Below are 22,987 nucleotides of genomic sequence, written 5' to 3'. Positions count from 1 at the left end.
GGCTGTACATCCCACTACGGGCATTCCTTTCAGAACTGCGGAATCGGACGTCACCGGAGCGCTTGCTCGGTACGTTGAGAGCACGCATTCCGCAGTTCACCGGAGGGCGGTGGCACATGGCCGGGCTGATAGCGACTGAATTAGCGGCCGCCGGCTTCACCGACGCCGTCGAGATCGGCCGGGGTGGCGGGGGCGTCGTCTACCGCTGTTATCAACAGTCACTGGCGCGGAGCGTCGCGATCAAGGTGCTCGCATCCGATCTCGACGACGACGACCGGGAACGGTTCCTGCGCGAGGGCTACGCGATGGGCGCGCTCTCCGGGCACCCGAACATCGTCAACATCTTGCAGGTCGGTGTCACCGAGGGCAACCGGCCCTTCATCGTGATGCCCTACCACCGTGAGGGATCCCTTGCGGAGCGGCTGCGCCGCGAGGGCCGCATCGGGTGGCCCGAGGCGCTGCGGATCGGCGTGAAACTCTGCGGCGCACTGGAAACCGCGCATCGGACCGGCACCCTGCACCGCGATATCAAACCCGCCAATGTGCTCTTCAACGATTACGGCGAACCACAGCTGAGCGACTTCGGAACCGCCCGGATCGCGGGCGGATACAAGACGGTGACCGGGTTTTTCACCGGCACGCTGTCCTACACCGCGCCGGAGGTGCTGGAGGGAAACCCGCCGACCGTCGAGGCCGACGTGTACTCGCTCGGCGCCTCGATCTACGCGCTCATCGCGGGCAAGCCGCCGCACGAGCGCAAGACCGACGAGGATCTGATCGCTCACTACCTGCGCATCACCTCGACTCCCATACCGGATCTGCGCCCCCAGGGCATTCCCGCCGATGTGTGCGCCGTGGTCGAGAAGGCGATGGCCCGCGAACCCGCCGACCGCTACGCGTCCGCGGGGGACTTCGGTCACGAGCTGCAGGTGGCGCAGCGACACAACGGGTTGACCGCGGACGTGATGGCTCTCAGCGAGCCGAGCGCTCCGCCCCAGCAACCGGAAGGTACGCAGGCGGTGCCGATTTCCGAGCTTGTCGAACCGTCCGTTTCCGCTCACGCGCAACCGCTCCCACCGGCCGCACCGCGCAAACCCGACACGTCCGGCGCGCCCGTGCCCGAGCCGGGGATGTTCGCGCACACGGCGTCGATCAGCCAGTCGAGCCCGCCTCGGCAGGTGCCGCCGGACACACGACCCGATCCGGCGGAGCCCGCCCCACCGAGGACGCGCAATCGGAAACGGGTCCTGCTCGTCTCGGGTGCGGTGGTGGCGGTGCTGCTGCTGGTGGCCGGCGGTGTCTTCGTGATGGCCTCGCGGGATTCCGGTGGTGGCCAGAGCGCGGCCCCCGCAAAACCGGCCGCTGAAGCGCAAGCGGCCTGGCGGCCGATCGCCGACGCACGCGTCGCCCGCGACGCGGTGGCCGCCACCGAGGCCGACGGCACGATCTGGGTTTTCGGCGGCCTGGGCGCCGATGGTCGCGTCAGCGGCAGGCACGAGGGTTACGACCCCGCCATCGACAGCTGGAAGAGCGGCGAGGATCTGCCCGTCCCCGTGCAGCACGCGATGACGGTGACATGGCGGGAGAACCCGGTGGTACTCGGCGGGTGGCGCACCGAGGGAAACGACGCCAAGATCGCGACCGATCGGGTGTGGCGGGTGGTCAACAGTCGCTGGACCGAACTGCCGCCACTGTTGCAGCCCCGCGCCGCCGGGGCCGCCGCGGTGGTCGGTGACCGGATCGTCGTCACCGGCGGCGTGGACTCCGCGGGCAGGCTGCTCAACACCACGGAGGTCTTCGACGGCACCTCCTGGAGGCTCGGCGCTCCGATCCGGACGCCACGTCAGATGTTGAGTGCGGCGTCCGACGACAAGCTGGTGTACGCGATGGGCGGCACAACCGGAACCGCCGACCTGGCGACGGTCGAGGCGTACGACCCGGCCGCCGACACATGGACGAACCTGCCCGAAATTCCCGAACCACGAAGCGATTTCGGCATCGCGGCCACCGATGAGCGTCTGGTGGTGGTCGGCGGTGCATCCGGAGGGCAGGCCCTGAAGAGCGTGCTCGCGTTCGATCTGTCGACGACGACGTGGTCCGGTCTGCCCGACATGGGAACCGCCCGCCACGGTATGGCGGTGGCCGCGGTGGGTAATCGCGTGTACGCCATCGGCGGGTCGACGGGCGTCGGCGACGACAAGATCACCGCGTCAGCCGAAACGTTGAAACTTCCTGCGCGCCAACCGCAACCGGCTGCCGAGTGGCGTGTCCTGCCGGATGCGCCGACCCCGCGGTTGATGATGGCCTGGACGGTGCTCGACGACAAGATCTGGATCGCCGGTGGTATCCGCGAAGGCGAAACCCTCGACACCGTCGAAAGCTTCGATCCGCGGACGGAGGATTGGCAGCCTCAGCCGTCGTTGCCGATCCCGCTGCACCATGCGACAGCCGCCACCTACAAGGGGGAGGTCGTCGTCCTCGGCGGTGCCACCGACAACATCGCAGAACCCTCGGACAAGGTGTTCGCCCTGCGTGACGGCACGTGGACCGAACTGCCTGCCCTGCAGCACGGCCGGGCGGGAGCGGCGGCGGCAGTCGTCGGCGACAAACTCGTCGTGGTCGGCGGTCAAAGCGACAAACAGCTTGTCGTGCCGACGGAGGTGTTCGACGGAGAGTCCTGGACGCAGGGCGCCGACATGCCCACGCCGCGTGAACATCTGGCCGCGGTGTCCGACGGCAGCTACGTTTACGCCGTGGGCGGGCGGTCATTGAGCGCCGACGAGAACACCGCCGCCTTCGAACGGTTCGATCCCTCCTCGGGAGAATGGAACACGTTGCCCGACATGCCGACTCCGCGCGGCAGCTACGGCGCCGCCTACATCGACGGCCGAATCGTCGCGGTGGGTGGCGAGGAGCCCACACGTGTGCTGCCGACGGTCGAGATGTATGACATCGCCAACGGGAAGTGGACGACGGCGGCGCCCATCGGAACTCCGGTGCACGGCCACGTGGTGGCCGCGGTCGGCTCGGCGGTGTACTGCATCGGTGGCGCCGACCGGCCGACCCACGAAGGACCCGTCGCGACCGTGGAGGTCCTCGAGTTCACATAGATCGCAGTTGTGCGAGGGTGACGGCGCCGCGCCGCAGTGCCTCGTTGGCCAGCCGCACCCGGCGGTCACCCTCAGCGGGGACGGCGAACTTGTCGTAGAGGTTCTGCAGGTGTTGTTTGACCGCGGCCTCGGTGACGAACAGTTCACCGGCCATCCGGCGGACCGATGCGGGTTCGGGGAACGGGTCGTCGGAGACCAGCGGCCGGCACAGCACGACGAGCACGTCGAGTTCGCGCCGGGTCAGCCGTGGCGGGGGCTCGACGGGCTGGGCGGTGACCGTCTCTTCGTCGAGCCTGCCGTCCCCGCTGTCCCTGACCTCCCAGAAGATCAAGCGTGACTTGCCCAGGCGCACCTCGTCACCGGACCGCAGCACCCGTTCGGCGGTGATCCGCTCGCCGTTGAGATAGGTACCGTTGCGGCTCCCGAGATCCCTTATGGACCAGGCAAACCCGAGGTTCTCGAGCACGGCGTGCAACCGGGAGACGGTCTCGTCGTGCTCGAGTGACACCGCGTTGGTCGAGGCCTTGCCGAGCGTCACCCGCTGACCGTGCAGCGGCACCAGCTCCCGCCCCGACGGCTTCGAGACTTCCAGGTGCGACGACATGGGACCTCCTACCGGTGCAATTCTGGCGCAGATGGCAGGTCCCCGGCCGACAAACGCTCACGGCCGATGGTTGAGAAGGCTTTCCTGCTTGTCGGGTAAGAACGCGCAACGACGCGCCGAAAACGGCTCGGCTTTCGTTTCCGGGACCCTGCGACTGGGTACGCTGCTGGCACTGGGGCTGAGATGACAGCTTCGCAATGCCTCGTCTCGATGAGGTGATCCCGATCAGCACCGCAGCTTTCGAAGCGCACCGGCCTGAACGCATACAGGTGGAGATCAGTGATCTCGCCGACGCGGACGAGTACCTCGAAGACGCCTACGGCGTGAAGTTGAGGCTTTCCCGCAAACCGTCACCTCGACGGGAGGGGCCGCTTCTCACACATTCCCGCGTACGGGTCGGTCCGCTGATGCTCGACGAAATCTTCGTCGCGGGCCAGATCGAGGTCCGCCCCGATCCGCTGAATCAGGTGGCCGCCATCTGGCCTACGGGCGGTCGGGTGGCCAGCGCCTGCGAGGGGGTGCGATCCGAGGTGACGACCGGCGAGATTGGGATGCTGACACAACCCCACCTCCCGTACCGGGCCCATTCCGAGGATGCGCGCGTCACGGCGGTCTTCATCGATCCCGCGGTCGTGGCGGGTGTGGCTACCGGTCTTCCCAGGGGACAGGCGCCGCTGCCGATCCGTTTCAACAGTTTTTCGCCCGTCGACGCGGCCGCGGCCCAGACGTGGAAGAGCACAGTCCGCTACGTCAGGGACGCCGTGCTGTCCGACGAGGCCCTCGCTACACCGTTGGTTGTCGGGCACGCGAGTCGACTGCTGGCGGCGGTGACGCTGGCGACTTTCGCGAACACAGCGGCCACCGAGCCGAGACCGCACGACCGCACCGACCACAAACCGGAGTTGTTGCGGCGCGCGATTGAGTTCATGGACGCGAACGCCACCAACGACATCGCTCTCGCCGACATCGCCGAGGCCGTCCACGTCACGCCGCGGGCGGTGCAGTACATGTTCCGGCATCACCTGGACACCACTCCGTTGCAGTACCTACGTCGCCTCCGACTGCATTACGCGCATCAACAGCTGCTGGCCGCCGACCGAAGCAACGACACGGTTACCGAGATCGCCGCGCGGTGGGGGTTCGCCCACACCGGACGCTTCGCGGTGTTGTACCGCCAGACCTATGGGCAGAGCCCGCACACCACGCTGCGTGGATAGTCGCGAGCGCGGACGCCCCGACGACAGACGGCGTAAATTCGGCGGCAGAGTTGACCCTCCGGAGCGGCCCATGAGTGGTGAGGACACCTTCGATCCCGTCGCGCGGGGTGAAGTGGCTCGCGCGCGGGCCGATGAGCTGCGTCAGCGGCAGAGCGAACTGGAGAGAGGGCTTTCCACCACTCCGGAGTCCGCGGCGCACGCGCGGCGGCGTGCGGAGGAGGCGTTGGACCGCGCACGCCGAGCACATCACAGTGCGGCCAGCCGGCACGACGACGCCGAACAAGCACACCTACGGGCGGCGGCCGCGCACGAGCAGGCCGCCCTGCGCGCTGATGCCCGAGCGGTCGGTCTCCATCAGGACGCCGCCGAACGCCACCGTGATGCGGCGCTCCGCCATCACCAGGCCGCCCAGGACGAGCAGGTGCTGGAGGAGGAGGACACGCGTCGCTAGCCTTGGACCTCCATCAGCAGCAAGGCCCCGCTGGTGGTTTCCTCGGGAGCGCGAAAGCCACTGCAGACGATGCGCACGCGGGCCTGTCGGCCCCGGCGGGTGACCGCGTCCAAGATTGCTTCGGTGGTGACGCCGGGGTCGACGAAGGCCTGGCCGATCAACGGCTTGACGTCGTCAGTGGGCAGTCCGATGTCCAGCGACGCGAGCGCCGATCCCTGGGCTTCGTCGGCGCGCAGACCCCAGAGCTCTTCGCAACCTCGATTCCACAACATGACCCGCATCTCCCGGTCCACCACGATGAGGCCGAAGTGGATCGAATTCACCAGCGAATCGAGGAAGGCTTTCGTCTCATCCACCTCCAGGCTGCGCTGGCGCAGTTCGTCGTTGATGGTGTGCAGCTCGTCGTTGGTGGACTGCAGCTCCTCGTTCATGGTCTCGAGTTCTTCGTTGGTGGACTGCAGTTCTTCGTTGGTGGTCTCGAGTTCCTCGACCGTTGACTGCAGTTCCTCGTTGGTGGTCTCGAGTTCTTCGTTGGTGGACTGCAGTTCCTCGTATGCCGTCTCCAGTTGACGGTTGGTCTCCACCACCTTGTCCAGAAGCGCGCGGGTCGCGGTCACGTCGAAGAAGACGATCGACACACCGCGTAGTCCGTTGGCGCTGTCGACGAGCGGGTTGACGTGGATCTCGAACCACACCACGTCTGAGCCGGGACGATGCCACTGCACATCCTGGATTCGGGCCGACCGCCGCTCGACCTTGGCCTGCTCGAGATAAGCGCGCAGTTCGACGGGGCGGTAGGACACCTCGAGGTCGCGCAGGAGCCGGCCGATATCGCGAGCCGACAAGCCGAAGGTGGACTCCGCCTGCTGGTTGATCATCGCGACGGTGTCATCGCTGGTGACGACGATCTGGGCGACCGGTCCGGCGCGGAAGGCGAGCTCGCGGATCGGGTCCAGCCCCGGTAGGTCGCCCTGCGGGTCGTTGACGGGCGCCGAGTTCTGCTGTCGCTCGACGCCGTTGTGCGACCCGACCGCCTTGCGGAAGATGCGGTGCTTGAGGTTGAGCGGAGTGAAGCGGTCGGTGTGGCTCAACAGCATCTCCGCGTGACCGAGGAAGAGCGTCCCTTGCGGGGCCAGCGCGAAGTGCAAGCGGCTCAACACGTTTCGCTGTGTCTCGGCGTTGAGGTACATCAGTGTGTTGCGGCACACCAGCAGGTCCACCCGCGAGATCGGAGCATCCTTGACCAGGTCGTTGCGGCCGAAGATGACCGCCCTGCGCAGATCTTTGCGGAACACATACCGGCCGTTGACGCGCTCGAAATAGTTGTTCAGGAACTCCGCGGGTACCGACTCGACTGCCTTTTGGTCGTACGCCGCGATCCGTGCCTCGGCGAGCGCATCCTCGTCGACGTCGGTTGCGTAGATCTTGACCCGCTGCCGGAAGGCGTCCGGGCCCAAGGCGTCGGCCAGGACCATCGCGAGCGTGTAGGCCTCCTGACCCGAAGCGCATCCGGCGCTCCACACCCGGATGGGATCGTTGGGTCCGCGTTCGGCCAACATCGCGGGAATGACCTCGTCACAGAGATATTCCCAAGCCGGCGGGTCCCTGAAGAACGCGGTGACGTTGATGAGGATCGTGTTGAACAGCGCGTTGAACTCATCGGAGCCGGCCTGAAGGTGGTCGAGGTATTCCTCGTAGGACTCGACGCCCGCCTGGCGCATCCGGTGCTGCACCCGGCGCATCAGCGACGTGCGCTTATAACCGGTGAAGTCGAATCCGCGCGAATCGCGCATATAGCGCAGAAGCGCCTCGAACGCCTCTTCTGTCTGTTCGCTCAACCCGTGTCCGTCCGCTCGCTGAAGCCGCAGATCCGAAGATACTCACTAGAGGGCGTTCTCCGGACCGATGACCGCCCAAACGGTCTTGCCCGCCGTGTCGGGTGCGTTGCCCCACGCGCGGCACAAGGCTGCCACGATCCGCAGACCCCACGGCGTCGGGCTGTGCGCAAAGTCTTCACGTGGTCCCGCGGGCTGCTTGCTGGCGTCACTCACCGCGACCGTCACGGTCGAGTCCTTCGACTCGATCCGCAACCCGGGCCGGCCTTCTGTGTGCTGCAAGACGTTCTCGACGAGCGTGGTGGCCACCACCTTGGTGGTCGGAATCAATTCGGGTGCGGACCAAGCCGTCAGCCATTCGACGACCAACTCTCGCGCACGTTGCAGGCTGGCCACTGTCCTGGGTAGCTCGGCCCTCGCCCGGTGCCGCACCTGAACGGTGGTGCCGTCGGCCACTGCGTCGATCGCGGCCTGCATGCTGTCGTAAGAGGGCACATAGCGGGTGACGCCGTTTCGCGCGAGCGCCCACCGCAGCGCCTGATGTTCGCACACCAGGAGGATCGGTATTTCCGGCCAGCGGCCGACATGCCAACGGGCGCTGGTGAAGACGGCCAATGCAGATTCCGCGGGCACCTCGAGGTCGCTTATGTCGACGATCACGGCCCGCGGTTCTTCCAGTGCCGTCTTGATGATCATGTCGCGCAGCGGCCGGTACGTGCGGCTGTCCAGCACACCACGCGCGCGCACCGTGGTGACATCACCCAACGGATCGGCGAGGACGGTCAGCGGGGTGGAGTCAGCCGACACCGGATTCCCCCGGCGACGCCGACAGATGCTCACCGAGCACTGTCGCCGCGCGATCGGCCTCCTCTGCGGTCTCCAGATAGCGCCGTTGGGTCGTGCCTGGACCGACGGTGTCGGCCAGTCTGCGCGACATCTTCGCCTTCTCCCGCAGGCTGCGCAGCGCCACCCAGATGGCGCTTTCTATTTCGTCGTCCCGTGCCTTCAACAGCGCGTCGGCGGTCCAGGCGTGCCCCACGCGGCATCGATAGCTGCCCGGACCCGCCTCGATCAGCGAGCCGTTGCAGTCGGGGCAGATGTAACCCGAATGCGGGCCCAGATCCTCGGCATCGATGTTCGTCGAGAATCGGCGCCCCATCGCGATGCGGTTCTCCAGTTCCATGGCTTTGTCAGGTTCCATATCCTGAACCTCGATCTCTCGTTCGAGCAGCTTCGTCACGATGCCGCCGATGTCGCTTGCCGCGGCTTGATGATCGGCGACGCCGGCATGGATTGCGTTGAGCGGCATGGCTGCAAACAGTGCGTCGCTCGGCGCCTGCACCACGGTGACGCCGCCCCGGGAACGGATGGCGGCGGCGCCCAGCACGCCGTCGTCCAGGACGCCGGAGAGCAGGACTCCGATGGCGCGCGGGCCGAAACTCAGTGCGACAGAACGGAACAGAGCGTTGATCGCCGGCCGGTGGCCGCTCTCAGTGGGACCCCTCGACAGCATCACGTGGCCGTCGGCGACCAGGAGGTGGTGATCCGGTGCGCATACGTATCCCCGGCCCGGTTCGATCACTGCGCCGTCGGTGGCGGTCTCCACGGGGAGTGGTCCGCAGCGGTCGAGGATCTTGGCCAGCACGCTGGGTGCGTTCGGCGGCATGTGCAGCACGATCAGCACCGCACACGGCAGGTCTGAAGGCATGCCGCCGACAAGCTGCGTCAACGCTTCCACACCCCCGGCGGAGGCGCCGACCGCCACGACCGACAGCGGGAATTGTTGCCCAGACTCTGTGCTTTGCATTGCGCACCGGTTACCCATAGCCCCCGCTGGTAACCCCTTCCTGACGTCGACGCTACGCCTTGTCAGGGTCGATGGCACGGTTCAGAGCTTGGCGATGACCTTGTCGGCGAACTTCTCGAGGTGGCGGATCTTGGCGTCGAGCGGTTCGGTGTCGGGCCCTTTGATGTAGGGAACGCGGAATCCGACGATGACGTCGGTGACGCCCTTGTCCTCGAGCCGTTTGATGCCGTCGGGTGTGTAGGCGTCGGCGGAGATGACGTGGATCTCGAACGGGCCGCCGCGGTCCTCTTCTTCACGGAACTGCTTGAGCTGCTTGAGGAGTCGATCCAATTCCTCGGGCTCACCGCCACCGTGCATCCAACCGTCGTTGCGTGCCGCTCGCCTCAGTGCGGCGTCGGCATGCCCGCCGATGAGGATCGGTATCGGCTTGGTGGGCGCCGGCGTCATCTTCGTTTTCGGGATGTCGTAGAACTCGCCGTGGAATTCGAAGTACTCGCCGGTCGTCAAACCCTTGATGATCTCGATGCACTCGTCCATGCGCTTACCGCGCCTGGCGAACGGCACGTCCATCAGTTCGTAATCCTCGGGCCACGGGCTGGTGCCGACTCCCAGGCCGAGGCGGTTGCCGAACAGCGCGGCCAGCGAGCCGGCCTGCTTGGCCACCAGCGCAGGCGGCCGGATGGGTAGCTTGAGGACGAAGAAGTTGAACCGCATCGTCGTGGTGACCGCGCTCAGCGCCCCGGCGAGCACGAACGCTTCGACGAACGACTTGCCGTCGAGGAATTCGCGGCTGCCGTCGGGGGTGTAGGGGTACTTGGAGTCCGACTCGAACGGATAGGCCACGCTGTCGGCGATCGTCATCGCGTGGTACCCGGCCGCCTCCGCGGCTTGCGCCAGGGGAATGTAGAACGTCGGGTCGGTCATGGCTTCGGCATAGGTGAACCGCACCCGGTAATACTAGAACGTGTTCTAGTTCGTGGTTTAGGTATTGGCACACCGGGAATCTGGACGCCGTGAGTGCGGCCAAAGCTATATACAAACCCCTGTCGATGGTCAGCAGCGTCGTGGGCGGTCTCATCGCCGGCAAGATCTTCACCGAGATCTGGCAGCGGATGCACCCGGACGACGAGGAGCCGGATCCGGAGGACCTCAGCCGCGCGACGCGGGAGGTCTTCATCGCCGCGGCGATCCAGGGTCTGCTCATCGGTGTGGTGCGGGCGGCGCTGGCCCGTGGCCAGGCCAAGAGCTTCCAGGCGCTGACGTCGGAGAACCCCGAGTAGCGGCGGAGCGACGTGACGGCGGGGTGAAGTGACGGAGTTCGTCGCCGCGGGTTAGCAGTCCAGTGGGTACGGCGGGGCGCCGACGCCCGCCACGCAGTGTGTGCCCCACGGCGTCACCTCGGTCAGCTGGCCCTCGGCAGTGCGGTCGCCGATCGAGATGTGCACGGTCTGGGGCAGCCGCATATCGGAGGCCAGATCGAAAACCATTCCGCGCCAGTGGTATCTGCCGTCAATCGGGTCGAGGTGACCGGTAAGGCGCACCCGTACGCCGTGATCCTCCTCGTGCAGCCGTACGGCCGCGACCCCGTCGTACACGTCGCTCATCGAGGTAGGAACCCGCTGCGCCGCCACATCCTGCGGGCGATCGGTCCCATCAGGCCGACGTCTTCGAAGAAGGCTGCCAGCGGTGCGAAGCCGGCCACCTTGACATCGCGATGGTGCTTGTTGGCCCGTGCGATCCGGCGGGTCGCACGGGGGTCGAGCCCGATGCGCCGGTACGGGACGGGAATGGTCAGCAGGTAGCGGTAGAACGGTCCACCGACCCCGTGCAGGTTGCTCAGCACGAACCGCTGGACAACACCCATGTGCGGCCTGGTCCGGCGCAATCCGTCGCGCGCGTACTGGATGTGGCGCGCCTCCTCGGTCACGTGGATGCGCATGAGGCGCAACACGATTGGCTGCAGGTCGGGATCCTCCAGAATCTGGCGCTGCAGCGCATCGAAGATCTCCTCGCCGACCAGCGCGGCTCCCCACAGGATCGGTCCGCGAAACAGCAGCGGCAGCGCGTTGATGATCATCCGCTGGTACCGGCGGGGCTGCACCGGCTCTGCGCCGATCCGTTCGATGACCTTGCCGAACATCACCATGTGGCGCGTCTCGTCGCCGAGTTCGGTGAGCGAGTAGTGCGTCGACGCCGCGGTCACATCCCTGTGCATCAGATCGCGCAACAGCGCCTGATTCAGGATGTTCTCGAACCAGACGCCCGCCGACAGGATGTTCACCAATTCCTGACGGGACAGCTCGATCTGCTGCTCGCGGGTCATGGCGTCCCAGATCGGCGTGCCGTAGAGCGTCACGGTGTGCGGCGGCAGGAAGAACTTGTCGGGGTCCAGCGGCGCATCCCAGTCGATGTCGACGGTGGGTGCATACGACTTCTTGGCCGAGCCCTTGAGCAGGCGGTCGGCGAAGTTTTCGCGCGTCGGACGGGAGCTGCTGACCGGCGTCCTCATGGCTTCAAGGTAAGTAGGCCGCAGACGTATGTCAATACCGGCGGTACCGCATACTTGCGGTAACGGATGCGTTTGCCGGAGACGGTCCGGGGTATCGGGTGGTATGCGAACCGACGAGGACGACAGGACCGCTGCGGCTCCTGACCCGGATGATCCCCGCAAACCCGAGTCGCCGACCGATCTCACCCGACCGTCCCTGCTGTATTCGATGCGCAAGGCGGTGCGCGAATTCCAGAAGGACGAGTGCACGGATCTGGCTGCAGCGCTGACCTACTACGCGGTGTTGTCGATCTTCCCCGCGCTGGTTGTCATGGTGTCGCTGCTGGGCGTGTTCGGTCAGGGCAGGCGCACGGTCGATGCGCTGCTCGACATCGCCTCCGATGTGGCGCCCGCGTCGGCGCTGGACACTCTGCGGCCGACGATCGAACAACTCGTCAACGCACCGACCGCCGGATTCGCGTTGGTGGCGGGCATCGTGGGTGCGTTGTGGACAGCGTCGGGTTACATCGGCGCGTTCGGCCGTGCGATGAACCGCATCTACGAGATCGACGAGGGCCGACCGGTGTGGAAGCTGCGACCGGTGCAGCTGCTGCTGACGCTGATCGGTCTGGTGATGGCGGCCGCCGTGGTGTTCATGCTGGCGGTCAGCGGACCCGTGGCCCAGGCGCTCGGCGATGCGATCGGGTTGGGGGATGCGGCGGTCACGGCGTGGAACGTGGTTCGGTGGCCGCTGATCCTGCTCTTCGTCGTGATTGCGGTCGCGATCCTGTACTACGTCACACCCAACGTCCAGCAGCCGAAATTCCGATGGATCAGCGGCGGCGCGGCGCTTGCGATCGTCGTGTGGCTGCTCGCGTCGCTGGCATTCGGGCTCTACGTGGCCAACTTCGGCAGCTACAACAAGACGTACGGCGCGTTGGCCGGTGTCATCGTGTTCCTGCTGTGGTTGTGGATCACGAACCTGGCGCTGCTGTTCGGCGCGGAGGTGGACGCCGAGATCGAGCGAGGCCGCCAACTGCAGGCCGGTCTGCCCGCCGAACACGAGTTGCAGTTGCCGCCCAAGGACGACCACAACATCCGCAAGGAAGAGGCCGCCGAGAAGAAGGACGCCAAGCGGGCCAGGCGGCTCCGGCTTTCGCGCGGCCGCAAACACTGAAGGCATACTCGCGGGCGTGACCCGTCGAATTCACGTCATCGGCATCGGCGCGGGCGACCCCGACCACGTCACGGCCCAAGCGGTGGCCGCGCTCAACGACACGCAGGTGTTCTTCGTCATGGACAAGGGCTCCCCGAAAGACGACCTGGTGGCGCTGCGGCGGCACATCTGCCAACGCTTCATCCGCGAGCCCGGATACCGGTTCGTCGAACTGCGCGACCCGCCGCGGGTCAGGGAGGCTGCCGACGGGCCGGCGTACCGGAAGGCGGTGGCCGACTGGCACGCCGCGCGGGCACGGCTATGGGCCGACGCGATCGAGGCCGAACTCGCACCCGACGGCGTTGGCGGCTTCCTGGCGTGGGGCGATCCGTCGCTGTACGACAGCACGCTGCGCATCCTCGAAGTCGTCGCGACTCACGTCGACATCGAGTACGACGTCATTCCCGGCATCACCGCGATCCAGGCGCTCACCGCGCGACATCGCATCCCGCTCAACGACGTCGGCGAACCGGTGCTGATCACCACCGGCAGGCAACTGCGCGACCGCGGGCTGACCGGAAGCGCGGTCGTGATGCTCGACGCCGACTGCTCATTCCTGACGTGTCCGCCCGACACGCGCATCTGGTGGGGCGCATATCTCGGTACGCCCGACGAGCTGCTGATGGCCGGCACCGTCGGCGACGTCGGAGAGGAGATCGCCCGGGTGCGTGCCGACGCGCGGGCCCGTCACGGCTGGATCATGGACACCTATCTGCTGCGGTCGGCGACCGGAGGTGCTTAACGGGTTGATCGCACGTATCGGGTGCGTGCAATCAACCACTTAAGAGCGCTACTGGGCCGGACTAGGGGCGTCCGGCAGCGTTGCGTTGCATCCACAACCGGTAGACGTCGATGGCGGCGTCTTCGGGCTGATAGCGCATCGGTAGCCGCCGCTGCGCCCAGTTCTTGGCGAACTCGTCGTAGAACGTGTTGAGCTCGAAGTACTTTCGATCGTCGACGTAGTAGCGCGCATAGTCGTCGCGGGTGGTCAGGAAGACCACTTCGTCAGGGGAGCAGTAGTACAACGAGCCCAGGCACATCGGGCAGGGGTGGGCGAGAACGTAGATGGTCGTGCCGACCAGGTGCTCGGTGCCGAGCATTGTGCACGCCTGCCGGATAGCGAGGATCTCGGCGTGCGCGGTCGGATCATGTGTCTGGACAACCTGATTGGCGCTCTCGGCCAGCACCTGTCCGTCCCTGGCGATGACCGTGGCGAACGGGCGACCACCCTCTTCGACGTTTCGCCGTGCGAGGTCGATGGTTCGCTGAATGAAATCCACGGCTGCCCCTCCGGTGCGTCGACTGGTTTAGGCTAATGCGATGTCGTTCCTCCTGCGGGCCGCTTTGACCGGTCTCGCGCTGTGGGTGGTGACACTGGTTGTTCCCGGAATCAGGTTCGTGGGGGCCGACTCGCGACTGCAGGAAGTCGGCATCATCTTCGTCGTCGCGGTGATCTTCGGTCTGGTCAATGCGTTCATCAAGCCGATCGTGCAGATCATCTCGATCCCGCTCTACATCCTCACTCTCGGGCTGATCCACGTCGTCATCAACGCGTTGATGTTGTGGATTACGTCGTGGATCACCGAGCACACCACGCACTGGGGGCTCTACATCGACGACTTCTGGTGGACGGCGATCTGGGCCGCGATCGTGCTGTCCGTCGTGAGCTGGCTGCTGTCGCTGATCGCCGGCGGTGCCTCGCGAAGCGATTGACCGGCACACTGGAACCATGCCCGAACTCCCCGAAGTCGAAGCACTCGCCGACCACCTGCGCCGCCATGCCGTCGGCCGCACGGTGGCGCGCATCGACGTCTCGGCGTTTTCGGTGCTCAAGACCTTCGACCCGCCGATCACGGCGCTGCACGGTCAGACCGTCACAGACGCCAACCGGTGGGGCAAATACCTCGGGCTGCAAGTCGGCGACCTGCACCTGATCACCCACCTGTCGCGCGCCGGGTGGTTGCGGTGGTCGGACAAGCTGGCCGCAGCGCCGCTGAAGCCGGGCAAGGGGCCGATCGCGCTGCGCGTGCACCTCGGGACTCCGGGCGAAGGGGCAGGCTTCGACCTCACCGAGGCCGGGACCCAGAAGCGGCTCGCGGTGTGGGTCGTCGACGATCCGACCAAGGTGCCCGGCATCGCCACGCTGGGGCCCGACGCCCTGTCGATCGGGCCCGACGACCTCGCAAGCCTGCTCGCGGGCAACAGCGGTCGGATCAAGACGGTGATCACCGACCAGAAGGTGATCGCCGGTATCGGCAACGCCTACAGCGACGAGATCCTGCACGTCGCGCGGATCTCGCCCTTCGCGACGGCGGCCAAGTTGACCGACGCGCAACTGTCGGCGTTGCACGACGCGATGATCGGTGTGCTCTCCGATGCGGTGACTCGCTCGGTCGGACAGCAGGCCGCGACGCTCAAGGGGGAGAAGCGCTCCGGGCTGCGGGTGCACGCCAGAACCGGCCTGCCGTGCCCGGTGTGCGGGGACACCGTGCGCGAAGTGTCGTTCGCCGACAAGTCTTTCCAGTACTGCCCGACCTGTCAGACCGGTGGCAAGGTGCTCGCCGACCGGCGACTGTCGCGGCTGCTCAAGTAAATGTGAGCAGCCGCGCGTCGCTGCAGGCAGCGCGGTCCGCTAACGCGAGTTGTCAGCCGGTGATCGCCGCCCGACGCTGATAGGCATGGAATACGCCCGATACGCATCGTTCATCCCCGCCCGCCACCGCCCCGACCCACCGATCGACCCGACGTCGACCTGGTGGACCTGGCGCGGCCGCAGAATCCACGTCGCGCGCGCGAGCGCACCGGACGCCGCGATGCGACTGATGGTCGTTCATGGCGGTGGCGGTTACTCGGGCGCGCTGTGGCCGATCGCGGCGGCCGCCGCACGGGAGGGGGTCGAAGTGCTCGCGCCGGACATGCCGCTCTACGGCGACACCGTCGAGCCTGATCCAGGGTCGGTCCACTATCCGGACTGGCTGGACATGCTCGCCGATCTCGTCACCGCCGAACGCGCCGACGACCGGCGACCGCTCGTCCTGTTGGGCGCCAGTATGGGTGGGATGATGGCCTACGAGGTGGCCGCGCGCACAGGCGAAGTCGCGCACGTCGTGGCGACCTGTCTGCTCGATCCCGCCGACCCCGAAGCCCGACGGGCGGCCGCGCGCACCTCGGCGATCGGGCCCATCGCGCCGGCGTTGATGAAGGCGGTCGACCCGTTGTTCGGCCGCATCCGGGTGCCGATCCGGTGGCTGGTCGACATGAACAACATGAGCCACGACCCGGAGTTGACCCGGCTGTGTGTCACCGACCCCAAAGGCGGCGGCGTGCGGGTCCCGCTCGGATTCCTCAGTAGCTGGTTGAACTTCCGGCACGCGGCACCCGAGGCGTTCCGTGCGGCACCGGTCACCCTGGTGCACCCGGCGGCGGACCGCTGGACTCCGCCGCAACTGAGCACCCGGTTCCTGGACCGCATCGCCGCGCCGACATCGCTTGTGCTGCTGGAGAACTGCGGACACTACCCGATCGAGGAACCCGGCCTCACCCAGATGGTGGCGACGCTACGCGCGGTTCGCGACGACGTGCTGTCCGGTTCGGCGGACAGAGGGCGCTAAGACGGCGGCGCCAGCCGGTCCACCAGCGCCACCAGTTGCTCGACGTCCATATCGCGGCCGGTCATCACCCGGTGAAGGTGTGCGTCGACCATGTGAACCACGGTCCGGGCGGTCAATTCCGCGTCATCGCCGCCGCGGCCACACCGGCCCAAGAGGTAAGCCACCTCGCCGGAGATGTCGTCCTCGAACGACCCCAGCGCGTCGAGGTCGGACGGCAGGCGCGGTCCGAGGCGGTGCATGAGCCGGTGCAGACCCGGACGGTCGCGGTGCAGGTCGACGACCGCCTCGAGAATCATGCGCATCGACTCCTCGAACGGCGGTTCCTCGTCACGCAGCCGCTTGAAGACCGCATCCATGCGCGCTCGAGCCTCGTTGACGTGGCGTTCGGCCAACGCCCGGATCAACGCCTGCTTGTTCGGAAAGTACTGGTAGAGGCTGCCGATCGACACGCCGGCGCGATCGGCGATCCGGTTCGTGGTCGCCTTCAGGCCTTCGCGATTGAAAACCTGAGCCGCGGCCTCGAGCAGCACCTCCACGGTGTCTCGGGACCGGTTCTGGCGGGGTCGTTTCCGGGGTTCGTCGATGCGCTCATCCTACGTCTGTTCAGCCGGCGCGACAGTACGATCGGGTGGCCGCCGACAACGCGTGCCGGTAGAGCGGGTCCAGCCGCCGGGCATCGGCGACGGCGGCTGTCGCATCCTCCCGCATGGCTGCGCAGTGCGGACTATGCAACGAATTCCACTGCAGCGCAATCTGGTCGACCATCGCTTTGTTGAATTCGTCGATCTGCGAACGTGTCTCGGAGAGGTCCGGAGCGGTGTGGGGCGCGGTGGCCGGGTCGAACTTCCACTGGCCGAATCGGGTGTACTGGACGCCCTCGGTGGCGTCGATCTGGTCGGCGAATATTGCGCGCACGTACCCCGGGTCGATGCCGCGCGCAGAGGCGTCGGCGGCCACCGCATCCAGAACCGCATCGGCGCGCTGTGCGTCCGTGATCGGCCCGCCGTTGATCCACTTGGCGGCTGCGACCGCGTCGGCCGTGGCCAGGCGCTGCGCGGCCGTATCGACCAGCCGGTACAGGTCAGAAGCCGGTTGGGCGGCGGCGACCGTCTGGGAGAGCGCGACGCAGAGCGCGGCGAGCAGGAATGTCACTGTCCGCAGGAGAACCATGTGGCCATTCTGACGGCGATCGCCTCGCCTAGTCTGTCGGGGTGACTCGCCAGAAGATCCTGATCACCGGCGCTAGCTCGGGGCTGGGCGCCGGGATGGCCCGCGCATTCGCCGCGAAGGGTCGTGACCTGGCGTTGTGTGCCCGGCGCGTCGACCGACTCGATGAGCTAAAGGCCGAGCTGCTCGAGCGGCATCGCGGGATCAACGTCGCTGTGGCCGCGCTCGACGTCAACGATCACGAGCAGGTCCCGAAGGTGTTCGCCGAGCTGTGGAACGAACTCGGCGGGATCGACCGCGTCATCGTCAATGCCGGTGTCGGCAAGGGTGCGCCGCTGGGCTCGGGCAAACTGTGGGCGAACAAGGCCACCATCGAAACGAATCTCGTTGCGGCGCTTGTTCAGATCGAGACCGCACTGGAGATGTTCAAGAAGGCCGACGGCGGACACCTGGTACTGGTTTCGTCGGTTCTCGGTAACAAGGGCGTGCCCGGCGTCAAGGCCGCCTACGCCGCCAGCAAGGCCGGCGTGTCGTCACTCGGGGAGTCCCTGCGCGCGGAGTATGCGCGCGGGCCGATCAAGGTCACGGTGCTCGAGCCGGGTTACATCGAGTCCGAGATGACGGCCAGATCCGAGTCGACGACGTTGATGGTGGACAACGAAACCGGTGTCCGGGCAATGGTCGCCGTGATCGAACGCGAAAGTGGGCGCGCGGCTGTTCCGTGGTGGCCGTGGGCCCCGCTGGTTCGAGTGCTGCGGGTGCTGCCGCCGCGGTTGACGAAGCCGTTCGCGTAGGCCTCCGTGTAGAGGCTGGCGCTTGGGGGAACCCGCAGCGCTAGTTCCTAGAGGAGGTTTTCATGAGGGTGCTGGTGACCGGGGGTACCGGTTTTGTCGGGGCGTGGACGGCGAAGGCCGTGGCTGAGGCGGGCCATCAGGTGAGATTTCTGGTCCGCGATGCGGCACGGTTGAAGACGAGCGCCGCGCAGATCGGTGTCGCGACCGACGACTACGCCGTCGGCGACATCGCCGACGCTGAGTCGACGGCCGCGGCTATGGACGGCTGCGATGCCGTAATCCACTCCGCGGCAATGGTTTCAGTCGACCCTCGGCAGGCCGACAAGATGCTGCGGACCAACCTCGACGGCGCCCACAACGTGCTCGGTGGGGCTGCCGAGCGTGGCCTCGACCCGATCATCCACGTCTCCAGCTTCACGGCACTGTTCGACCCGGATCGCAGTGTGCTGCACGCCGATCTTCCAGTCGTGGGAGGGACCGACGGCTACGGGAAGTCCAAGGCGGAGGTGGAGAAGTACGCGCGAGGCCTACAGGATGCGGGTGCGCCGGTGAGCATCACGTACCCGGGCATGGTGCTGGGACCGCCCGCGGGTGACCAATTCGGTGAAGCGGCGGAAGGTGTTCAAGCCGCGGTCCAGATGCGCGGGGTGCCGGGCCGCGGCGCCGCATGGATCGTGGTCGACGTTCGAGACCTGGCTGCGTTGCACGCGGCGCTGCTCGAACCCGGCAAGGGGCCACGCCGATACATGGCCGGCGGCAAGCGAGTTCCGATCGCCGACTTGGCGTCGATGATTGGAAAGGCGGCGAACAAGTCGCTGCGGGTGTACCCGGTGCCGGATACGGTGTTGCGCAACATCGGGAGGGTGGTCGACGTGGTTGGCCCGTTGCTGCCCTTCGACGCGCCGGTCACCGCGGCGGCGATGCAGTACTACACGCAGATGCCGGCCTCTGACGATTCGCCCAGCGAAACCGAACTCGGAATCTCGTACCGCGATCCGCAGGAAACGCTGGCGGACACCGTTTCCGGACTCAAGCAGGTCGGCAGGCTGTGACAGGAGCCTCATCCGGCGGAGAAAGTTTGAAGGTTTTAGTAAACCGCTGACGTGGTAGCCCTCAGAACATGAACGTAAAACTGACGAAGATGATGCCCCTGTTGTTCTCGGGCGCCGCGGCAGTTGCGATCGCCGTCGCGCCGGTGGCCGGTGCGCAGCCGGCACCTCCTCCGTGTCTGAATGCCGACGGCACCCCGTGCGCCGTGACCGGCAACATCGACGCCTCTCCCGGTGGCGGTGCGGACGTGAACGTCCCCGGTGGTCCCCAAGGCACCGCTGACGGTGGCGGCGCCTCGGGTGTGATCCCGGGTGGCCCCGGCGGTACGGCCGGACCCGGCGGTGCAAGCGGGTCGCTGGCTCCGAACGGACCCGGTGGAACTGCCGGCCCCGGCGGCGCGAGCGGTTGCCTGCCGAACGTCGGCTGCATCAACATCCCCGCCCCGTAACGACTAGCAGCTCGATCCAGCGCCCGGCCACGCGGCGCACGCTCCTCGTCGAGCGTGCGCCGCGTCGCTTTTTCCGTGGGGCCCCGGGGCTCGACGCCGACCGTGCGGTTTGGTCCCCCGCCGACGGCGTGTGGCGTATGAATTCGCACCATCGCGCCGGTGCACACGTCCTAATGGCTTGACTTTTTGTTGTGTTTTCCCAACACTATGTTGTGTGAGTCCGGTGAGAAGGGGCAAAACACTCCCCATCCACAATCGAATCGGTGTCCTACGCGCGGAGCGTCGTATGACCCGTGCCGAGCTCGCGGCGCTGATCGACGTGAACCCCCAGACGGTCGGCGCGCTCGAACGTGGCGACCACTATCCGAGCCTGGACCTGGCATTCCGGATCTGCGATGTCTTCGGTCTCCCCGTCGAGGCCGTGTTCTCCCGAACGGAGTTCACCCCGTTGTCCACCGAGCTCTACCGCACGAGTACCCGATCGCAAGGAGGAGACCGTGATGTCCCCGTCGACCCGGCAGGCTGACCCGACGTTGCTCGACCGCTATCAGGAATCGCGCACCCGGCGGTTTCTCAAGCGAGAGCGCACGTACGCGAATTTGCTTCCCGGGTGGCGCACGCGGTCCCGCCGCCGGATTCTCGTCGTGGGATTGGCCATCACGTTCGCGTCCTTATTCGTGGTGAGCGTCTTGAGCGCATTCGGACTGCGGTGGGCGCCCGTGCTATGGCTGGCGGCGTGCATCGTCTTCCTCCCGCTATGGACGATGCTGCAGATCGTGTCCGGCAGGCAGGGCGACGCCCCGGAGGCGGCCCTCGACGAGTACGAAGTGCAGCAGCGCAACAGCGCCCGCTCGGTCGGTCTGACGATCACCCAGTACCTCATGCTGATCCCGATCGGCTACCTGCTCGTCGCGTCGATCTATCTGCAGGACACCGACGCCGACGTGGCCTATTCGGGCGCGCTGATGTCGTTGGCCGTCCTGGTGTTCGGCGGTTGCGCGCCGGCGATGATCCTGGGCTGGACCCGGCCGGACCCCGACGCCTGAACCGCGCTGAGATTCGCTGCGTGGGTAGAGTCGTCGGCGACAGCCGTAGAAAGGATCCCGATGCTCGCCCTGACCACCTGGACCGGAGGACTGCTCGTCGCGACAGGGGTGATCGCGTACATCGCCAGCGGAGCGGTCAGCATCACCGCGCTGATCCCGGCATTCGTCGGCGTCCTGCTGCTCATCGCCGCGCTCATCGGGCGTCGCTCCGACCGGGCCCGCCAGCACGCGACGCATGCGGCCCTGGCGATCGCGCTGCTCGCCGCGCTCGGTGCGCTACGCAACGTGTTCGGTCTCGGCGATGTGTTCGCGGGCACGGCCGAGCGACCCGCGGCCGTCATCACCAGCACCATCATGTTCGTTCTGCTGCTGGTGTACCTGATCGTCGGTGTGCGCTCGTTCGTGAAGGCTCGCGCCGCACGCTGAGTCAGGCGGATCGGCCGCGCTCGCTGCGGTATCTGCGCACCAACGCGTCGGTGGAGGAGTCCGACTGTTCGGCGGGAGAGCCGTCGGCGGTGATGACCGGAAGCAGCGCCTTGGCCTGGGTCTTACCGAGTTCGACACCCCACTGATCGAACGAGTCGATACCCCAGATGACTCCCTCGGTGAACACCTGGTGTTCGTACAGTGCGATCAACTGTCCGAGCGCCGACGGGGTCAGCCGGGTCGCGAGGATCGACGTGCTGGGCCGGTTGCCCGGCATCACCTTGTGCGGCACCACATTCGGCGGTGTGCCTTCTGCGGCGATCTCCTCGGCGGTCTTGCCGAATGCGAGCACCTGCGTCTGCGCGAAGAAATTGCTCATCAACAGGTCGTGCATGCTGCCCTTGCCATCTGCGGTCGCCAGGTCGTCGGTCGGTTGGGAGAACGCGATGAAGTCGGCCGGCACCAGACGCGTGCCCTGATGCAGCAGTTGATAAAACGCGTGCTGGCCGTTGGTTCCCGGCTCGCCCCAGAAGATCTCACCGGTGCTCGTGGTGACCGGCGTACCGTCGGCGCGCACCGACTTGCCGTTCGACTCCATCGTCAGCTGCTGCAGATAAGCGGCGAAGCGGGCCAGATCGTTCGAATAGGGCAGCACCGCACGGGTTTCCGCGCCGAAGAACTCGTTGTACCAGAGCCCGATCAGCCCCAGCAGCACCGGCGCATTCGATTCCAGCGGAGCCGTGCGGAAGTGCTCGTCGACGATGTGGAAGCCCGACAGGAACTCGGCGAACCGCTCGCGGCCGATCACAGCCATGACGCTCAAACCGATTGCGCTGTCGACCGAGTACCGTCCGCCGACCCAGTCCCAGAACCCGAACATGTTCTCGGTGTTGATGCCGAAATCGTCGACCAGTTTCTTGTTCGTCGAGACCGCCACGAAGTGCCGCGACACCGCGGCATCGCCGAGCGCGTCGGTCAGCCACCGGCGCGCCGCCGTCGCGTTGGTCAACGTCTCGAGCGTCGAAAACGTCTTCGATGCGACGATGAAAAGCGTTGTGGCAGGGTCGAGTCCATCGAGCTTGGCCACCAGGTCCGCCGGGTCGACGTTGGACACGAACCGCGCCGAGATGCCGGCGTCGGCGTAGTGCCGCAACGCCAGGGTGGCCATCGCCGGTCCGAGGTCCGACCCGCCGATGCCGATGTTGACGACGGTCTTGATGGCCTCGCCCGTCGCGCCGGTCCACTCGCCGCCGCGCAACCGGTCGGTGAAGTCGCCCATCTTGTCGAGCACCTCGTGCACGTCGGCGACGACATTCTGCCCGTCGACCACCAGGTCGGCATCGCGCGGCAATCGCAAGGCCGTATGCAGTACGGCGCGGTCCTCGGAGGTGTTGATGTGCGCGCCGGAGAACATGGCGTCACGTTTCTGTTCCAGGCGGGCGGCGCGGGCCAGATCCACCAGCAGGTCCAGCGTTTCGCGGGTGACCCGGTGCTTGCTGTAGTCGATGTAGAGGTCGCCGACCGTCGTGGCCAACTCGGTGCCGCGGGCCGGATCCTCGGCGAAAAACTCGCGCAGGTGTTTCGCGCCGATCTCGTCGTGATGCCGCTGCAACGCCTGCCACGCCGGAGTCGAGGTGATATCGGGTATCTGGTCGGGGTCGGCATTCATGAACATGACCCTAGTGCGACGAAAAGACCAAAGGTGTACAGAAGAGTT

26 protein-coding genes are annotated in these 22,987 nt (G+C 66.6%); 15 read left to right on the top strand and 11 right to left on the bottom strand.

Annotated elements, in window-relative coordinates:
* Nucleotides 1-116 precede the first annotated feature (116 nt).
* Nucleotides 117-3,110 carry a serine/threonine-protein kinase gene (locus AU072_RS01950; protein ID WP_064412153.1) on the top strand — a complete coding sequence of 998 codons (2,994 nt, stop codon included), beginning with the start codon at nt 117-119 and terminating at the stop codon, nt 3,108-3,110.
* On the opposite strand, the gene AU072_RS01945 is transcribed toward AU072_RS01950, so the two are convergent.
* A complete protein-coding gene (locus AU072_RS01945) occupies nt 3,103-3,714 on the bottom strand; it encodes an FHA domain-containing protein (protein ID WP_064412152.1) in 612 nt (203 codons plus the stop codon). The genes AU072_RS01950 and AU072_RS01945 overlap by 8 nt on opposite strands.
* Before the next feature lie 197 nt (nt 3,715-3,911).
* Between AU072_RS01945 and AU072_RS01940 the strand changes: the two genes are divergently transcribed.
* The gene (locus AU072_RS01940; protein WP_064412151.1) at nt 3,912-4,931 is read left to right on the top strand and encodes a helix-turn-helix transcriptional regulator; all 1,020 of its coding nucleotides are present in this window, start codon (nt 3,912-3,914) and stop codon (nt 4,929-4,931) included.
* Between the two features lie 70 nt (nt 4,932-5,001).
* Nucleotides 5,002-5,382, top strand: coding sequence for a hypothetical protein (locus tag AU072_RS28485; protein ID WP_064412150.1), 381 nt, complete (start codon nt 5,002-5,004; stop codon nt 5,380-5,382).
* Here AU072_RS28485 and AU072_RS01930 read toward each other — a convergent pair.
* The 4 genes from AU072_RS01930 to AU072_RS01915 form a co-directional block, all read right to left on the bottom strand.
* The gene (locus AU072_RS01930; RefSeq protein WP_064412336.1) at nt 5,379-7,175 is read right to left on the bottom strand and encodes a CheR family methyltransferase; all 1,797 of its coding nucleotides are present in this window, start codon (nt 7,173-7,175) and stop codon (nt 5,379-5,381) included. The two genes, AU072_RS28485 and AU072_RS01930, sit on opposite strands and share 4 nt — an antisense overlap.
* A gap of 90 nt (nt 7,176-7,265) precedes the next feature.
* Nucleotides 7,266-8,024, bottom strand: a complete 759-nt coding sequence (locus AU072_RS01925; RefSeq protein ID WP_082680900.1) for a sulfate transporter — start codon at nt 8,022-8,024, stop codon at nt 7,266-7,268.
* Nucleotides 8,014-9,024 (bottom strand): chemotaxis protein CheB, encoded by a 1,011-nt coding sequence (locus tag AU072_RS01920; protein WP_064412334.1) that lies wholly within the window; start codon nt 9,022-9,024, stop codon nt 8,014-8,016. The genes AU072_RS01925 and AU072_RS01920 overlap by 11 nt, the downstream gene beginning before the upstream one ends.
* Nucleotides 9,025-9,105: 81 nt before the next feature.
* Nucleotides 9,106-9,972 (bottom strand): LLM class flavin-dependent oxidoreductase, encoded by an 867-nt coding sequence (locus AU072_RS01915; protein ID WP_064412149.1) that lies wholly within the window; start codon nt 9,970-9,972, stop codon nt 9,106-9,108.
* Between the two features lie 65 nt (nt 9,973-10,037).
* Here AU072_RS01915 and AU072_RS01910 point away from each other — a divergent pair, with 65 nt between their 5' ends.
* Complete coding sequence (locus AU072_RS01910; protein WP_064412148.1) at nt 10,038-10,304, top strand: DUF4235 domain-containing protein; 267 nt, start codon at nt 10,038-10,040, stop codon at nt 10,302-10,304.
* Nucleotides 10,305-10,355: 51 nt separating this feature from the next.
* Here AU072_RS01910 and AU072_RS01905 read toward each other — a convergent pair whose 3' ends face one another.
* Nucleotides 10,356-10,628 carry a DUF4873 domain-containing protein gene (locus AU072_RS01905; protein WP_174523776.1) on the bottom strand — a complete coding sequence of 91 codons (273 nt, stop codon included), beginning with the start codon at nt 10,626-10,628 and terminating at the stop codon, nt 10,356-10,358.
* Nucleotides 10,625-11,533 (bottom strand): AurF N-oxygenase family protein, encoded by a 909-nt coding sequence (locus AU072_RS01900; protein ID WP_064412146.1) that lies wholly within the window; start codon nt 11,531-11,533, stop codon nt 10,625-10,627. Before AU072_RS01900 ends, AU072_RS01905 begins: the two co-directional genes overlap by 4 nt.
* Nucleotides 11,534-11,636: 103 nt before the next feature.
* Between AU072_RS01900 and AU072_RS01895 the strand changes: the two genes are divergently transcribed.
* A complete protein-coding gene (locus tag AU072_RS01895) occupies nt 11,637-12,689 on the top strand; it encodes a YihY/virulence factor BrkB family protein (protein WP_064412145.1) in 1,053 nt (350 codons plus the stop codon).
* A 16-nt stretch (nt 12,690-12,705) separates the two neighbouring features.
* Nucleotides 12,706-13,470 (top strand): precorrin-6A synthase (deacetylating), encoded by a 765-nt coding sequence (gene cobF, locus AU072_RS01890; RefSeq protein WP_064412144.1) that lies wholly within the window; start codon nt 12,706-12,708, stop codon nt 13,468-13,470.
* Between the two features lie 61 nt (nt 13,471-13,531).
* Here cobF and AU072_RS01885 read toward each other — a convergent pair whose 3' ends face one another.
* Nucleotides 13,532-14,008: a nucleoside deaminase gene (locus tag AU072_RS01885; RefSeq protein ID WP_064412143.1), complete on the bottom strand. Its 477-nt coding sequence runs from the start codon at nt 14,006-14,008 to the stop codon at nt 13,532-13,534.
* 40 nt (nt 14,009-14,048) lie between these two features.
* Between AU072_RS01885 and AU072_RS01880 the strand changes: the two genes are divergently transcribed.
* The 3 genes from AU072_RS01880 (at nt 14,049) to AU072_RS01870 (ending at nt 16,339) form a co-directional block, all read left to right on the top strand.
* Entirely contained in the window at nt 14,049-14,441 is a 393-nt protein-coding gene (locus tag AU072_RS01880; protein ID WP_064412142.1) for a phage holin family protein, read from the top strand.
* 16 nt (nt 14,442-14,457) lie between these two features.
* Nucleotides 14,458-15,321: an Fpg/Nei family DNA glycosylase gene (locus tag AU072_RS01875; protein ID WP_064412141.1), complete on the top strand. Its 864-nt coding sequence runs from the start codon at nt 14,458-14,460 to the stop codon at nt 15,319-15,321.
* A gap of 85 nt (nt 15,322-15,406) precedes the next feature.
* Entirely contained in the window at nt 15,407-16,339 is a 933-nt protein-coding gene (locus AU072_RS01870; protein ID WP_064412140.1) for an alpha/beta hydrolase, read from the top strand.
* Here AU072_RS01870 and AU072_RS01865 read toward each other — a convergent pair.
* Nucleotides 16,336-16,875 (bottom strand): TetR/AcrR family transcriptional regulator, encoded by a 540-nt coding sequence (locus AU072_RS01865; protein WP_082680899.1) that lies wholly within the window; start codon nt 16,873-16,875, stop codon nt 16,336-16,338. The genes AU072_RS01870 and AU072_RS01865 overlap by 4 nt on opposite strands.
* Before the next feature lie 67 nt (nt 16,876-16,942).
* Complete coding sequence (locus AU072_RS01860; RefSeq protein WP_082680898.1) at nt 16,943-17,509, bottom strand: chorismate mutase; 567 nt, start codon at nt 17,507-17,509, stop codon at nt 16,943-16,945.
* Between the two features lie 41 nt (nt 17,510-17,550).
* Here AU072_RS01860 and AU072_RS01855 point away from each other — a divergent pair, with 41 nt between their 5' ends.
* From AU072_RS01855 to AU072_RS01830, 6 genes are all read left to right on the top strand, one after another.
* A complete protein-coding gene (locus AU072_RS01855; protein ID WP_064412138.1) occupies nt 17,551-18,300 on the top strand; it encodes an SDR family oxidoreductase in 750 nt (249 codons plus the stop codon).
* Between the two features lie 62 nt (nt 18,301-18,362).
* A complete protein-coding gene (locus AU072_RS01850; protein ID WP_064412137.1) occupies nt 18,363-19,352 on the top strand; it encodes an SDR family NAD(P)-dependent oxidoreductase in 990 nt (329 codons plus the stop codon).
* A 68-nt stretch (nt 19,353-19,420) separates the two neighbouring features.
* Nucleotides 19,421-19,798 carry a hypothetical protein gene (locus tag AU072_RS27860; protein ID WP_064412136.1) on the top strand — a complete coding sequence of 126 codons (378 nt, stop codon included), beginning with the start codon at nt 19,421-19,423 and terminating at the stop codon, nt 19,796-19,798.
* Between the two features lie 214 nt (nt 19,799-20,012).
* A complete protein-coding gene (locus AU072_RS01840; protein WP_064412135.1) occupies nt 20,013-20,324 on the top strand; it encodes a helix-turn-helix transcriptional regulator in 312 nt (103 codons plus the stop codon).
* Entirely contained in the window at nt 20,299-20,844 is a 546-nt protein-coding gene (locus tag AU072_RS01835) for a hypothetical protein (RefSeq protein WP_064412134.1), read from the top strand. Before AU072_RS01840 ends, AU072_RS01835 begins: the two co-directional genes overlap by 26 nt.
* A gap of 60 nt (nt 20,845-20,904) precedes the next feature.
* Nucleotides 20,905-21,270 (top strand): hypothetical protein, encoded by a 366-nt coding sequence (locus AU072_RS01830; RefSeq protein WP_064350617.1) that lies wholly within the window; start codon nt 20,905-20,907, stop codon nt 21,268-21,270.
* Between the two features lies 1 nt (nt 21,271).
* Here AU072_RS01830 and pgi read toward each other — a convergent pair whose 3' ends face one another.
* Nucleotides 21,272-22,939 carry a glucose-6-phosphate isomerase gene (gene pgi / locus AU072_RS01825; RefSeq protein WP_064412332.1) on the bottom strand — a complete coding sequence of 556 codons (1,668 nt, stop codon included), beginning with the start codon at nt 22,937-22,939 and terminating at the stop codon, nt 21,272-21,274.
* Nucleotides 22,940-22,987: the final 48 nt, after the last annotated feature.

This window comes from Mycolicibacterium novocastrense (genome assembly GCF_001499835.1).
Taxonomy (GTDB): domain Bacteria; phylum Actinomycetota; class Actinomycetes; order Mycobacteriales; family Mycobacteriaceae; genus Mycobacterium; species Mycobacterium novocastrense.
Note: the sequence above shows the minus strand (reverse complement) of the source record. Positions and strands in the feature narration are given on the sequence as shown.